Here is a 14219-nt window from a genome sequence, read left to right as displayed (position 1 = left end):
ACGGCGCTGCAGGGGCGGTGCGACTGGGCGCGACGGCGGGACAGGAACAGGGGCCGCCAGAGGGGCGGCCCCTGGGCTCAGGCTTCCAGGGCCTGGGCCAGGTCGGCAATGATGTCGTCGCTGTGCTCTATGCCGATGGACAGGCGGATCATCTCCGGCCTGACGCCGGCCTGCACCAGTTCGTCCGGGGTCAGCTGGCGGTGGGTGGTGGAGGCCGGATGGCAGGCCAGGGACTTGGCGTCGCCGATATTGACCAGCCGCTTGACCAGCTTGAGGGCGTCATAGAAACGCACGCCCGCCTCAAAGCCGCCCCTGAGCCCGAAGGAGAGGATGGCCGACGGCTTGCCCTGCATGAATTGTCGGGCCAGCTCGAAGTCCGGGTGCTCCGGCAACCCCGCGTAGTTGACCCAGGCCACCGCCGGGTGGCCTTGCAGGAAGTCGGCCACCTTGAAGGTGTTGTCCACATGGCGTTCCATGCGCAGAGGCAGGGTCTCCAGCCCCTGCAGCAGCAGGAAGGCGTTGAGTGGCGCCAGGGCGCTGCCGGTGTTGCGCAGGGGCACGGTGCGGGCGCGGGCGATAAAGGCTGCCGGGCCGAAGGTGTCGGTGTAAACCACGCCGTGGTAGGCCGGCTCGGGGGTGTTCAACTGGGGGAAGCGTTGCTTATGCTCGGCCCAGGGGAAGCGGCCGCTGTCCACTATGATGCCGCCCAGGGAGTTGCCGTGGCCGCCGATATACTTGGTCAGTGAATGCACCACTATGTCGGCGCCGAACTCGATGGGCTTGCACAGTATGGGGGTGGCGACGGTGTTGTCGACCACCAGCGGCACGCCCCGGGCGTGGGCCGCGTCGGCCAGGCCCCGGATGTCGGCGATGTTGCCCGCCGGGTTGCCGATGCTCTCGCAATACACCGCCTTGGTGTTGTCGTCGATGAGTTTGGCGATGGCGGCGGGGCTGGCGTCCTCGGCGAAGCGCACCTCGATGCCGAGGCTCGGCAGCATATGGGCGAACAGGGTATAGGTGCCGCCGTAGAGCTGGGGAGTGGAGACGATGTTGTCGCCGCCCTGGGCCAGGGTGAGGATGGCGTAGTGGATGGCGGCGCTGCCTGCCGACACCACCAGGCCGGCGATACCGCCTTCCAGCGCCGCGACCCGCTGCTCCAGCACGTCGTTGGTGGGGTTCATGATGCGGGTATAGATGTTGCCCGGCACCTCCAGGTTGAACAGGTCGGCGCCGTGCTGGGCGCTGTCGAATTCGTAGGCCACCGTCTGGTAGATGGGGGTGGCCACCGCCTTGGTGGCGGGATCCGTGCTGTAGCCATGGTGGATGGCCAGGGTTTCGTCTCTCATCAGGGTCCTTTCCTTATGCTCGATTGAAACCCCACTCTAGGCAGTTCCCCCCTGGCTGTAAAGCCGTCAGCGGGGCAGGGTCACGGTCACCAGCAGGCCGCCCTGGGGATGGTTGCCGAGCTCGAGTTCGCCGCCGTGCTGGTGGATCAGGGTGCGGGCGATGGCCAGGCCCAGGCCGACGCTGCCGTCCTCCAGGTTACGGGCGCTGTCCAGCCGGGTGAACGGCTTGAACACTTCCTCCAGTTGCTCTTCCGGGATGCCGGGGCCGAAGTCGCGGATCAGGATGCGCACCTTGTCCTTGCCGGCCAGCAGCCGCACTTCCACCCGGCCGCCGTACTTGACGCCGTTTTCCAGCAGGTTCTGCAGCGCTCGGCGCAGGGCGGTGGGACGGCCCCGGTAGACGATGGGCGCCTGCTCTTCCAGGCTGACGTCGTGGCCGTTGTCCAGCAGGTCGTCGCACAGGCTTTCCAGCAGGCTCGGCAGATCCAGGTCCCGCACCGGTTCGGCCAGGCCGTCTTCCCGGGCGAACTGCAGGGTGGCGGCCAGCATCTGCTCCATGCGCTTCAGCCCCTCCTGCAGCTTCTGCTTGTCTTCCCCCTCGGGCAGGAATTCGCTGCGCAGCCGCAGGGTGGTGATGGGGGTGCGCAGGTCGTGGGAGATGGCCGCCAGCATGCGGGTGCGATCGGACACGAAGCGGTCCAGCCGGTCCTGCATGCGGTTGAAGGCGGACAGGGTCTCGCGGATCTCCCGCGGGCCGCGCTCGGCGATAGGCTCGGCCTTGTCGCCCCGGCCCAGCCGCTCGGCCTGGCGGGCCAGCTCCTTCAGCGGCCGGGTGGTGCGTTGCAGCAGCCAGATCATCAGGCCGGTGAGCAGGGCGGCGAGCAGCACCAGCGACAGTATGGCCTTGGCGGACCATTCCGGTATTTCCCGGTCGATCAGCGAGGTAAAGCTCAGCCAGCGGCCGTCGGCCAGCTCGATGGTGCCGTAGAGGCGGATGTCGGGCGGCCGCGGAGGCCGGCGGTGGGGCCGGTGCTCCCGGGGTGGCCAGTCGAGCCGGCCGTTGCGGGTTTCGGCGCTGATATGGATATCGAGTCCGGCGGGGTAGTTCAGCTTGCTGCGCACGATGCGCTCGAAGTTTTCGCTGCGTTCACCGGGCAGGGGGCGGGCTACGTCGACGGTCAGCAGCAGGGTCTCGCTGCGGCTGGCGCGCAGTATCTCCTGGTGCAGCCCGGGCGGCGACTGGTTGAGCAGGCGGGTGACCGCGATCAGCCGCTGCAGGGTGAAGCGGCTGTTGACCAACCCCAGGGCCTCTTCCCGCTCCACCCGGTAGATCTGGACGCTGATCAACTGGGCCAGCACCAGGGCGCACAGGGCCACCAGTATCACCTGGCCGGTGAGGCTGCCCAGCCAGTAGCGCAGGCGTTCAATCCCCATGGTCGATCTCGGCCACCAGCATGTAGCCGCCGCCCCAGATGGTCTTGATCAGCTGGGGGTTCCTGGAATCGGGCTCGAGCTTGCGCCGCAGCCGGCTGACCAGGGTGTCGATGGCCCGGTCGAAGGCCTGGGCTTCCCGCCCCCGGGCCAGGTCCAGCAGTTGATCCCGGCTCAGTACCCGGTTGGGATGGCGGATAAAGACCCGCAGCAGGTCGAACTCGGCGGTGCTCAGGCTGATGGTCACGCCCTTGTCGTCGATCAGCTCCCGCCGGGCCAGGTCCAGGGTCCAGTGGTTGAAACGAATCTTTTTCGGCTCCTCGGCCGCCGGCGTCTGGCCCGGCTCCGGGTGGCGGCGCAGCACCGCCTTGATACGGGCCAGCAGCTCGCGCGGGTTGAACGGCTTGGGCAGGTAGTCGTCGGCCCCCATTTCCAGGCCGACGATGCGGTCGGTATCCTCGCCCATGGCGGTGAGCATGATGATGGGCACGTTGTTGCCCTGGCCGCGCAGCTCCCGGCACAGGGTCAGGCCGTCGTCGCCGGGCAGCATCAGGTCGAGAATGAGCAGGTCGACGGCGTGACGTTCCAGGTACTGGCGCATCTCCCGCCCGTCCCGCACCCCCTGTACCTGATAGCCGTGTTGCTCCAGGAAGCGTTTCAGCAGATCGCGGATCTCGCCGTGATCGTCCACCACCAGCAACTGCCTGCCTTTGTTCATCTTCTTTCCTCTTGCCGTGACCCCGCCAGTATAAGGCCCTTGAGGCGGGAAATAATGTCAAAGTATGTCAGCGGCCACGGACGTCACACTTTGCTACAAAAAAGGCGGGTGACGACACAGTTTGCTGACAGGGGACTGTTTTACTTGACGGCGAAGTCATCGCACCCGAGAGGAAAACGATCATGAAAACCAAACACAGCGCCCTGTTGCTTGCCGCCACCCTTATCGCCGTTCCCGCCCTGGTCAGCGCCGCCGATATGGCGGCCGAAGGCCAGCCGGGCTGGCACAAAGGGCAGATGAAGGAAGACTGCGGCCCGCGGGGCATGAAGGAAGGCCGCCACGGCAAGCACCAGGGGCGGCACCAGGGGGAGCGGATGATGGATCCGGCCCGTTTCGAGCAGCACCTGAGCGAGCGGCTGGCCGAGCTGGACAGCCCGGAGCTGAAGGCGCAGTTCTTCGCCACCCAACAGGCCCGGCTGGCGTCCATGGAACAACAGCTGTTGATGCACAAGCTGGTGGCCGAGGACAAGGCGGCCGATATTGAAGACGCTGAGCTCAAGGCCGCGACCCTGGAGAAGATTGCCGCCGACAGCAAGCTCAGGCAGCAGCGGCTCGAGCTGATGCAGGATACCCTGGACAAGCTGCGGGGCTGAGCAGCGCTAGGGCGTGACGTCCCGGTCGATCGGCTGCTGCAAGGAAATCAGGGTTTCGGTGGACTGGATTTCGTCGATGGGCTGCAGCCGGCTGATCAAGACCCGCTGCAGCTCGTCGATGGAGCGGGTCATCACCTTGATGAAGATGTTGTAATGACCGGTGGTGTAGTAGGCCTCCACCACCTCCTCCAGTTGTTCCAGCTTGGCCAGCGCCTGGGGATAGTCCCGGGCGCTCTTCAGGATGATGCCGATAAAGCAGCAGACATCGTAGCCCAGCTTCTTGGGGTTGACCTGCACCCGGGTGCCTTCGATGATGCCCGCCTGCTTCATCTTCTCCACCCGCACGTGGATGGTGCCGGGGCTGACCTCGAAGCGCTTGGCCAGCTCCGCGTAGGGCACCCGGGCGTTGTCCATCAGCGCCATCAGGATGGATTTGTCCAGATTGTCGATCCGGTAATGAAAGTCGCCTTTTTCCATGGAATTATGATTATCCTGCTATCTGAGTCGAATTTTTTGATGAATGTAGATTAAAGCGGGAGTTTTTTCTACATGATATTGAATTCCTGCGTCACCTACCTGATTATCCTGCAAAACCAATCAGCAAGCCCAGGTGAATGAGATGAAGCAAGCCTATATTGAACGCCAACGCCAGATCCGTTTCGTGAAGGAGTATTTCTCCGGTCAACTGGCCCAGCAGCTGAATCTGCTGGAGGTTCAGGCGCCCATTCTCAGCCGCCTCGGCGACGGCATGCAGGACAACCTGTCCGGCTCCGAGAAGGCGGTGCAGGTGAAGGTGAAGGCCATTCCCGCCGCCACCTTCGAGGTGGTGCATTCCCTCGCCAAGTGGAAGCGCCATACCCTGGCCCGCTTCGGCTTCGAGCCGGGCGAAGGCATCTACACCCACATGAAGGCACTGCGTCCGGACGAAGACCGGCTGAGTCCCATCCACTCCGTCTATGTGGACCAGTGGGACTGGGAGCAGGTGATGACCGAGCAGGACCGTCATGCCGACTTCCTGGTGGCCACCGTCAACCGCATCTACGGCGCCATCAAGCGCACCGAACAGGCCGCCGCCGCTGAGTTCGGCTTCACCCCTTTCCTGCCGGAACAGATCAAGGTACTGCACGCGGAAGAGCTGCTGGCCCGCTATCCGGAGCTGGACGCCAAGGAACGGGAACGGGCCGCGGCCCGGGAGCTGGGGGCGGTGTTCCTGGTGGGCATCGGCGGCAAGCTCAGCCATGGCGAGATCCACGACGTGCGCGCTCCGGATTACGACGACTGGTCCAGCCCGGGCAAGGACGGCCTGGCCGGCCTGAACGGCGACATCCTGGTGTGGAACCCGGTACTGGAGGACGCCTTCGAGATCTCTTCCATGGGCATTCGCGTGGATCAGGACGCCCTGCGCCGCCAACTGGCCCTGACCGGCCACGAGGACAGGGCCGACCAGGAATGGCACCAGGCGCTGTTGGCGGGCAAGCTGCCCCAGACCATCGGCGGCGGTATCGGCCAGTCGCGGCTGGCCATGCTGCTGCTGCAGCTCGGCCATATCGGCCAGGTGCAGTGCGGGGTCTGGCCGGCAGAGCTGGGTGAGTCGGTTGACGGCCTGCTCTGAACCGGTATCCACCCAGCTAAACAAGAAGGGCGCCGCGGCGCCCTTTGGTTATTCCTCGCTGCCGGCTCAGTAGGTAGCCAGGCAGGTCTTCAACTGGTTATTGAGAAAACTCATTACCTGATGGCGGGTTACGATACCGATGACCTTCTTGCCCTCGACCACCGGATAAAGCTTGGGCTTGGCGCCGCCCATGGTACGGGCCAGCTCAAACACATCGGTGTCCGGGGTGACCGTCAGCGGCTCATTACGCATCAGATCGCTCACCTTGGCCCTGCTGTCGCAGTGGTAGTTGGCATTGATCAGAGTGGGAATGCAGTCCTGCTCCGACAGAAAGCCGATGATGTGCCGCTGGGCCGTCACCACCGGCAGGCCGCTCAGGCCGGACTCCAGCATGCGGTCCAGCGCCTCGGAAATCGACATGTCCACTGTCAGCATCGGCAGGCTGTGTCTCATGATCTCGTTTACTGTTGCCATGGCCATTCTCCTTAAATACTTGATAAACCGAGTGTGACATCCTTTTTATCGATGATCCAATCGGTGCCTTATGGATGCCTGATAGCCTCCGACCCGGTTCATTATCAGCATAGCGTATCTACTGAAAAGACGATGACATCAAAGGTTGGGAACGTTTTCGGTGAAAGGGGTGTATAAAAAAAGCGACACTATAAGCTCTTGTTTAATAAGTGTTTTATATTTTTCTCGCAAAAGCTGTCTCCTTATTGCAACAGATAGCGGCCTTAAAGACGGAAGGTGTTTTTATAACGTATTGAGTAAATTGATTTTTTATTGTTTGGCCTCGTATTTGCTTAATGCTGCTGGTCTGATACTGCCGCCCCCGCGGCACGAGAGTGTGTCGGACCTGTGCAAGGATGCACATTCTGTACTTCTTTTAATGCCGGTCGCCTCCCGACCGGTTTTTTTTATCTGGCGCGACGGTGCTTTTGTTATCCTGTTTCCCTCTGTGGTCGACGAGTATGTGGATGATGTCAAAAGCGGTCAGGGGGTTTGCCCCTCGCTCCTTGCTGAGATTGGTGCTGATTGCCTTTACCCTGGTGTTGTTGCCGCTGATCCTGCTGGTGATCCAGAACAGCCGCAGCCTGGAACAGGTGATCCAACTGGCGGAGGACGGTATCGAAAGTGCGGTGGTGGATACCCGACGGGCATCAGACATGAACGATCTGGCGCTGGACATGGAGCGCACCATCCGCCGCTACGCGGTGCTGGAGAATCCCGAACTGCGGCTGTCCTACCTGCGTCTGCTGGAGCGCTACCGGCAGGAGCTGGAGAGCCTGTTGCAGGTGATAGAAGCCGGCCCGCTGGCCGATGACCTGCAGCAGCAACTGATTTATCTGGTGGATCTGGCCCAGGCCGACGGGGAGCAGATCCGGGAGCAGGTGGGGGTGTTCGATGCCTTCAATAGTGCCACACTGGCATTGGACAAGTTGACCCGGGTGCAGATCGACGGGCGTATCCAGCAGGTGCGCAGCCACGTGATCCAGGTGCGTCAGCAGCTGTGGGCGCTGAGCGCGGCCCTGGGCGGCGCCAGCCTGTTGCTGGTGCTGTTGTTCACCTACCTGATCATCCGTCCGGTGCGCCAGCTGGAGCGCCGTATCCTGAGCCTGGGCGCGGGGATTGACCCGGACGAACGGCCGATACGGGGGCCGGCCGAGCTGGTGGAGCTGGGAGAGCAGTTGCAGTGGCTGCACCAGCGGCTGCGGGAGCTGGAAGCCCAGAAGCTGCAGTTCCTGCGTCATCTGTCCCATGAGCTGAAAACCCCGTTGGCCAGTCTGCGGGAAGGGGCCGACCTGCTCGCGGAAAAGGTCACCGGGCCGCTCACGCCCGAGCAGGAGGAGATCTGCGAGTTGCTGGTGCACAACAGCTATCGCCTGCAGGGGCTTATCGAGCAACTGCTCGACTACAACAGGGTGCAGCAGGTGCAGGTGTACCAGGAAGAGGTGGCTCTGCTGCCCTTGCTGGAGCAGAGCCTGGAGGCCCATCGCCTGACCATTGAGCACAAGGGGTTGCGGGTCAGCCTGGCACTGGACGAGCGGCCCCCGCTGGCGGATGCCCACCGGCTCAAGCTGGTATTGGATAATCTGATCTCCAATGCGGTAAATTACGGAGATGTCGGTGGTCAGATCCGTATCGAAGCCCGGCTCCTGGAACAGCATTATTGCCTGACTGTCGCCAATAGCGGACAGCCCATTCCGGAGCGGGATCGGGAGCGGATTTTCGAGCCCTTCGTGCAGGGCGGTCAGGAGCGCAAGGGTGTGCTGAAGGGCTCCGGCATCGGCCTGAGCATCGCCCGGGAAGCGGCCATCAGCATGGGGGGACGGCTGACGTTGAATACGGCGATGACGGAGCTGGTCTGCTTTGAATTATGTCTACCCAAGAGTGCGGATAAGGAATCATAAATGACGAGAGTATGGATGTGCGGCGTGTTGGCGCTGGCCCTGGCCGGTTGTTCGTTGCCCTATTCACTGCCGCATCAGCGGCAGCCCGAACCGGCCTGGAGCCCGGCCTCCGACGCGGAGGAGCTGCACGATTGGCTGCAGCTGGCCGCCACCGTCATGGCCAGCAATGATGCCGAACGGCAGCGGCAGCTACAGCGGCTGCAGGGCGGCCAGGGCGAAGACCAGCTGCGGCTGGCGCTCTGGCTCAGCCATCCCCGGGCCAGTGCCGGCCAGCGCCAGCGGGCCCAGCAGCTGTTCCGGCAGGGCACGGCGGGCGTCAATACCCGTCTGCAGCAGTTCTTTTCCCTGTACCAGGGCTATAACCAGGAGCTGTTGAGCCTGGACCGGCAACTGGGCGAACGGCAGCAGCAGGTCGATAGCCTGACCAAGAAGCTCAACGAACTGGCCACCATCGACGAGCAGATCAATGAACGCAGATACCAAGAGTCGGCCCAATGAAGCGTAAGGCCAAGATACTGCTGGTGGACGACGATGCCAGCCTGCTGAAGCTGCTGGGGCTGCGGCTCAAGAGCGAGGGATTCGCGGTCAATACCGCCACTTCCGGGGCCGAGGCGCTGGAGTGGCTGGAACGGGACAGGCCCGATCTGGTGTTGAGCGATCTCAAGATGGACGGCATGGACGGTCTGGCCCTGTTCGATCGTATCCAGCGCAGCCATGTGGGCCTGCCGGTGGTGATCATGACCGCCCATGGCTCCATCACCGATGCGGTGACCGCCACCCGTTCCGGGGTGTTCGGTTTCCTGACCAAGCCTATCGACAAGGAAGCCCTGCGCAAGACCATCAACGAGGCGCTGGCGGTGTCGCTGCCGGCGGACGACGACGAATGGCAGCACAATATCCTGACCCGCAGCCCGGTGATGGCCGCGGTACTGGAGCAGGCCCGGCGCATAGCTCCGCTCGACATCAGCGTGCTGATCACCGGCCCCTCGGGGGCGGGCAAGGAACTGATGGCCAAGGCCATCCACGATGCCAGCCCGCGCCGGGACTATCCCTTTATCGCGCTCAACTGCGGGGCCCTGCCCGAGCAGTTGCTGGAGTCGGAGCTGTTCGGCCATGTCAAGGGTGCCTTCACCGGCGCCATCTCCGATCACCCCGGTATCTTCCTGGCCGCCCAGGGCGGCACCCTCTTCCTGGACGAGATCGGCGACATGCCGCCCCCGCTGCAGGTCAAGTTGCTGCGGGCCCTGGAGCAGCAGGAGGTCCGTCCGCTCGGCAGTACCCGCAATATCAAGACCGATGTGCGCATTCTCTCCGCCACCAACCGGGATCTGGTGGCCGCCATGGAGCAGGGGCGTTTTCGCGAGGATCTCTTCTACCGGCTGAACGTGGTCAACCTGTCGCTGCCGCCGCTGCGTGAACGGCCCGAGGACATACCGCTGCTGGCCCGCCACTTCCTGGAGCAAATCCGCCAGCGCCAGGCCACCCAGGTGACCGGTTTCGCCCCCGAGGCACTGGCGATGCTGGCGGCGGCCAACTGGCCGGGTAACGTACGGCAACTGCTCAACGTGGTGGAGCAGGCGGTGGCGCTGGCTGCCGCCCCGGTGATAGGGCCCCAGGCGATCGAGACCATACTGGCCGGTAACAGCGATCACTTCCCCTCCTTCAACGAGGCCAGGGCGGAATTCGAGCGGGTCTACCTCAACAAGGTGCTGCGCATGACCGACGGCAACGTCACCCAGGCGGCGGCCCTGGCCGGGCGCAACCGTACCGACTTCTACAAGCTGCTCAACCGCCACGGCATCGAGTCCGGCGCCTACAAGGACAAGGGCGGCTGACGAAATTTTTCCGCCGCATCAAGGCTCTTTGTATACAACCTTATGCTCAATCACGGAGCCTGCATGCGGATCAACATCAAGAAGAAATCGACCCTGTCCGAAAACCAGGTGACCCCGGAAGCGGTGTACCGCGACCGCCGCCGGATCCTGCAAGGCCTGGGGCTGGGGCTCGGCGCCGCCGCTCTGAGCGGCCCCGCCCATGCCGGCCTGCTCGGCAACCTGCTGGGCGACGACCCGCAGCAGGGGGCCAGGACCCTGCCGCTTGCGTTCGACCAGCCCGCCGCCTACCGCCCCGAGCTGCCGCTCACCGCCGAGCAAGTCGCCACCAGCTACAACAACTTTTACGAGTTCGGCACCGACAAGTCGGATCCGGCCCGCTATGCCCAGGATTTCAAGACCCGCCCCTGGACCCTGGTGATCGAAGGGGAGGTGGCCAGGCCCCGGACCCTGGATGTCTGGGCCTGGATCGAGCGGCAACGGCTGGAAGAGCGCATCTACCGGCATCGCTGTGTGGAGGCCTGGTCCATGGTGATCCCCTGGCTGGGGGTGCCCCTGGCCGAAATAATCAACGCTGCCGAGCCAACCTCCAGGGCCAAATACGTGGCCTTCGAAACGCTCTATGACCCCGGGCAGATGCGTGGCCAGGCTTCCCGTTTCGTGGGGGGCGGTATCGATTACCCTTATGTGGAAGGATTGCGCCTGGACGAAGCCATGCACCCCCTGGCCCTGCTGACGGTGGGCATGTACGGCAAGACGCTGCCACCTCAGAACGGCGCGCCGGTGCGGCTGGTGGTGCCCTGGAAATACGGCTTCAAGGGCATCAAATCCATCGTCCGCATCCGGCTGATCGAGCAGGAACCCCCCACCACCTGGAATCGGCTGGCGGCCCACGAGTACGGCTTCTACGCCAACGTCAACCCGACCGTCGATCACCCGCGCTGGAGCCAGGCGACCGAACGGGTCATCGGAGAAGGCGGCCTGTTCGGCAGCCGACGCCAGCCGACGCTGATGTTCAACGGCTATGAGGAAGAGGTGGCGTCCCTGTATCAAGGCATGGACCTGAGGAGATTCTACTGATGAAGCTGAGCCCGCAACAGCTGCCCGGGTTGAAGGCGGTCCTGCAGCTGGGAGCCGCGCTGCCGCTGCTGTGGCTGCCCTGGGCCCTGGCCACCGGCCGCTTCAGTGCCGACCCCGTGCCCGAACTGCTGCAGTACCTGGGTGACTGGGCCCTGCGCCTGCTGCTGCTGACGCTGTGTGTCTCGCCCTTGGCCAAGGGGCTGAAGGCGGGCTGGCTGATACGGGTGCGACGGCTGCTGGGACTCTGGTGCTTCGCCTATGCCTGCCTGCACCTGCTGGTGTGGCTGGTGCTGGACCTGCAATTGGCCTGGGGCCAGATCGGCGCCGAAATCATCGAGCGTGGCTTTATCACCCTGGGCATGGCGGCCTGGCTGGTCCTGCTGTTGCTGGCGGTTACCTCCACCCAGGGCTGGCAGCGGCGGCTGGGGCGACGCTGGCAACAACTGCACAACGGTATCTACCTGGCGGCGCTGCTGGTGCCGGTGCATTTCTGGTGGGCGGTCAAGTCCGGCTGGCTGGAGCCCGCCATCTATCTGGGCCTCAGCCTGGCGCTGCTGTGGTGGCGGCGGGACAAGTTCGCCCGCTGGTGGCGGGGGGCATACCGGCGCGGCGCGCTTTAGGCTACACTGCGGCCCTTTCAATCAAGCTCCGGAGTAGCGAATGGACGATCAGTTGTGGGCACTGTGCTTTCTCGACGAGGGGGTGGCCCTGTCGGTGATCAGCCGCAAGGAAACCCGCTGCCAGTGGCTGTCCGGCGAGGAGCAGGCCCGCCATTACCTGCTGCAGGACTACCTGCACCATGTGGCCGAGCTGGGCGAGCTGGATCCCGACCAGACCGCCGCGGCCCGGGAGCGCTTCGAACTGCTGATGGAGCAGTTCCCCGCCCCCGAGACCCTGGTGGAATACCTCAACGATCTCACCGCCGGCCTGACCCGCATCCTCTGGTTCGGGCCGCTGCGGGCCCTGGCCGAGGACTACGGCGACTTTCCCCTGGCCCTGCGCGCCCACTACTGGGATGAGTACGGCGAGGGCGAGGAAGACCCGGCCACGCCGGTGCCCGAGGCCGACTGGCCCTACCTGGTGGAGGCCATGGACGACTTCTTGCTGCACGGGGATTATTGAGCCGGCCGGGGCCGGCTGCTACCCTGTTCATACATACAGTTATCCTGCGCCGCCATGATCCTCTATATCGCCGAAAAACCCAGCCTGGGCCGGGCCCTGGCCGAGGTACTGCCCAAGCCCCACCACAAGGGGGAGGGATTTATCCGCCTGGGCAACGGCGACGTGGTCAGCTGGTGCATCGGCCATCTGCTGGAGCAGGCCCAGCCCGATGCCTACGATCCCGCCTTCAAGCAGTGGCGGCGGGAGCACCTGCCCATCATTCCCCGGGAGTGGAAGCTCGAGGCCAAGGCCAAGACCCACGGCCAGCTGGCGGTGCTGAAAAAGCTGCTGAAGGAGGCGGACGCCATCGTCCACGCCGGTGATCCGGACCGGGAAGGGCAGTTGCTGGTGGACGAGGTGATCCGTTTCTGCGGCGTGCCCGCCACCCGGCGGGAGGCGGTGCGGCGCTGCCTGATCAGCGATCTCAACCCGGCGGCGGTGCGACGGGCCCTGGACAACCTCAGGCCCAACCGCGATTTCGTGCCCCTGTCGGTCTCGGCCCTGGCCCGTTCCCGGGCCGACTGGCTCTACGGCATCAACATGAGCCGGTTGTGCACCATCGCGGGGCGGAGCCAGGGTTACCAGGGGGTGCTGTCGGTGGGGCGGGTGCAGACCCCGGTGCTGGGGCTGGTGGTGCGGCGAGATCGGGAGATAGACGCCTTCGAGCCCAGAGCCTACTACGAGGTGCTGGCCCTGCTGCAGACCGAAGGCGGCGAGCGGTTCAAGGCCAAGTGGCAGCCGAGCGAGGCCTGCCAGCCCTGGCAGGACGAGGAGGGCCGGGTGCTGTCCCGGGCGCTGGCGGAAAACGTGATCCGACGCATCACCGGCCAGCCGGGGCGGGTGCTCAAGGCCGAGCGGCAGCGCCAGCGGCAGGCGCCGCCGTTGCCCTACAACCTCTCGGCCCTGCAGATAGACGCCGCCCGTCGCTTTGGACTCAGCGCCCAGCAGGTGCTCGACACCTGCCAGGCCCTGTACGAGCGGCACAAGCTGATCACCTATCCCCGTTCCGACTGCCGCTACCTGCCGGAAGAACATTTCCCCCAGGCCGGCGCCGTGACCGGGGCCCTGACCCGGGTCTGCCCCGAGCTGGCGGCGGCCCTGGCGGGGGCGGATCTGGCCCGGCGCGGCAAGGCCTGGGACGACAGGAAGGTGGAGGCCCATCACGCCATCATCCCCACCGCCCGGACCATGGACGGCGACCGGCTGTCCGCCACCGAGCGCCACATCTACCACCTGATCGCCCGCCAGTACCTGGCCCAGTTCTACCCCCACTGGCAATACGACGATCGGCAACTGGAGGTCGAGATCGCCGGCGGCCGCTTCCTGGCCCGGGCCCGACAGCAGGTCGAGCCCGGCTGGAAGGCGCTTTTCGCCCGGCCGGACCAGCGTGAGCCGGAGGAGGATCCCGAGCTGCAGCCCGCCCTGCCCGAGTTGCGGCCGGGAGAGCCGCTGCTGTGCCTGGAGGGGGAACTGCTCGACAAGCTGACCCAGCCGCCCCGCTACTTCACCGACGCCACCCTGCTGTCGGCCATGACCCATATTGCCCGCTACGTCACCGACTCCGGACTCAAGAAGATACTGCGTGAAACCGACGGCCTGGGGACCGAGGCGACCCGGGCCGGCATCATAGAGCTGTTGTTCACTCGCGGCTTCCTGCGCCGGGAGGGCAGGCAGATCCGCGCCACCGAGGCGGGCCGGCAACTGATCGCCAGCCTGCCCGAGGTGGCCACCACCCCCGACATGACCGCCCGCTGGGAAGCCGCCCTCGATGCCATCAGCCGTAAAGAAGGCAGCTACCAGGCCTTCATGACCGAGCTGGAGCAGTTTCTGCCCACCTTGATGCAACAACTTGATCCGGCCTCATTGCGCGGTCTGCCCACCGGCCCCGGGCCAGGGGGAGGGCGCAAGTCCAAGGGGCGCCACAGGGGCGGTCGGGGGCATCGTGGCGGTAAGAGGCTCCAGGCCTGAACCC

14 protein-coding genes are annotated in these 14219 nt (G+C 64.8%); 9 read left to right on the top strand and 5 right to left on the bottom strand.

All coding sequences use genetic code 11. From position 1 onward, the window contains the following. Positions 1–77: 77 nt before the first annotated feature. From ACT7DK_RS18130 to ACT7DK_RS18120, 3 genes are all read right to left on the bottom strand, one after another. Entirely contained in the window at positions 78–1346 is a 1269-nt protein-coding gene (locus ACT7DK_RS18130; RefSeq protein ID WP_445401627.1) for an O-acetylhomoserine aminocarboxypropyltransferase/cysteine synthase family protein, read from the bottom strand. Between the two features lie 66 nt (positions 1347–1412). Then, complete coding sequence (locus tag ACT7DK_RS18125; RefSeq protein ID WP_445401625.1) at positions 1413–2780, bottom strand: ATP-binding protein; 1368 nt, start codon at positions 2778–2780, stop codon at positions 1413–1415. After that, a complete protein-coding gene (locus tag ACT7DK_RS18120; protein ID WP_445401623.1) occupies positions 2770–3495 on the bottom strand; it encodes a response regulator in 726 nt (241 codons plus the stop codon). The genes ACT7DK_RS18125 and ACT7DK_RS18120 overlap by 11 nt, the downstream gene beginning before the upstream one ends. A gap of 182 nt (positions 3496–3677) precedes the next feature. Between ACT7DK_RS18120 and ACT7DK_RS18115 the strand changes: the two genes are divergently transcribed. Further along, on the top strand, positions 3678–4148 hold the full coding sequence (locus tag ACT7DK_RS18115) for a hypothetical protein (RefSeq protein WP_445401621.1): 471 nt from the start codon (positions 3678–3680) through the stop codon (positions 4146–4148). A gap of 6 nt (positions 4149–4154) precedes the next feature. On the opposite strand, the gene asnC is transcribed toward ACT7DK_RS18115, so the two are convergent. Next, positions 4155–4625, bottom strand: coding sequence for a transcriptional regulator AsnC (gene asnC, locus ACT7DK_RS18110; protein ID WP_202087934.1), 471 nt, complete (start codon positions 4623–4625; stop codon positions 4155–4157). Positions 4626–4767: 142 nt separating this feature from the next. Here asnC and asnA point away from each other — a divergent pair, with 142 nt between their 5' ends. After that, the gene (asnA, locus tag ACT7DK_RS18105; RefSeq protein ID WP_445401618.1) at positions 4768–5760 is read left to right on the top strand and encodes an aspartate--ammonia ligase; all 993 of its coding nucleotides are present in this window, start codon (positions 4768–4770) and stop codon (positions 5758–5760) included. A gap of 66 nt (positions 5761–5826) precedes the next feature. Here the strand turns inward: asnA and ACT7DK_RS18100 are convergent, their stop codons facing one another. Further along, positions 5827–6234 carry a CBS domain-containing protein gene (locus tag ACT7DK_RS18100; RefSeq protein WP_445401616.1) on the bottom strand — a complete coding sequence of 136 codons (408 nt, stop codon included), beginning with the start codon at positions 6232–6234 and terminating at the stop codon, positions 5827–5829. A gap of 509 nt (positions 6235–6743) precedes the next feature. Here ACT7DK_RS18100 and ACT7DK_RS18095 point away from each other — a divergent pair. The 7 genes from ACT7DK_RS18095 to ACT7DK_RS18065 all read left to right on the top strand — a co-directional run bounded on the left by ACT7DK_RS18095 (position 6744) and on the right by ACT7DK_RS18065 (position 14215). Then, on the top strand, positions 6744–8174 hold the full coding sequence (locus ACT7DK_RS18095) for a sensor histidine kinase (protein ID WP_445402404.1): 1431 nt from the start codon (positions 6744–6746) through the stop codon (positions 8172–8174). Continuing rightward, positions 8175–8672: a hypothetical protein gene (locus tag ACT7DK_RS18090; RefSeq protein ID WP_445401614.1), complete on the top strand. Its 498-nt coding sequence runs from the start codon at positions 8175–8177 to the stop codon at positions 8670–8672. Beyond that, entirely contained in the window at positions 8669–10009 is a 1341-nt protein-coding gene (locus tag ACT7DK_RS18085) for a sigma 54-interacting transcriptional regulator (protein ID WP_445401612.1), read from the top strand. Before ACT7DK_RS18090 ends, ACT7DK_RS18085 begins: the two co-directional genes overlap by 4 nt. A 63-nt stretch (positions 10010–10072) precedes the next feature. Then, complete coding sequence (gene msrP / locus ACT7DK_RS18080; RefSeq protein WP_445401610.1) at positions 10073–11086, top strand: protein-methionine-sulfoxide reductase catalytic subunit MsrP; 1014 nt, start codon at positions 10073–10075, stop codon at positions 11084–11086. Continuing rightward, positions 11086–11706 carry a protein-methionine-sulfoxide reductase heme-binding subunit MsrQ gene (locus ACT7DK_RS18075; RefSeq protein WP_445401608.1) on the top strand — a complete coding sequence of 207 codons (621 nt, stop codon included), beginning with the start codon at positions 11086–11088 and terminating at the stop codon, positions 11704–11706. The genes msrP and ACT7DK_RS18075 overlap by 1 nt, the downstream gene beginning before the upstream one ends. A 40-nt stretch (positions 11707–11746) precedes the next feature. After that, on the top strand, positions 11747–12208 hold the full coding sequence (locus ACT7DK_RS18070) for a hypothetical protein (RefSeq protein ID WP_445401605.1): 462 nt from the start codon (positions 11747–11749) through the stop codon (positions 12206–12208). Between the two features lie 54 nt (positions 12209–12262). Then, positions 12263–14215 carry a DNA topoisomerase III gene (locus ACT7DK_RS18065; RefSeq protein ID WP_445401603.1) on the top strand — a complete coding sequence of 651 codons (1953 nt, stop codon included), beginning with the start codon at positions 12263–12265 and terminating at the stop codon, positions 14213–14215. The last annotated feature ends 4 nt before the right edge of the window (positions 14216–14219 follow it).

Source organism: Zobellella sp. An-6, from assembly GCF_052487945.1.
This window is presented reverse-complemented; position numbering and strand designations above follow the sequence as displayed.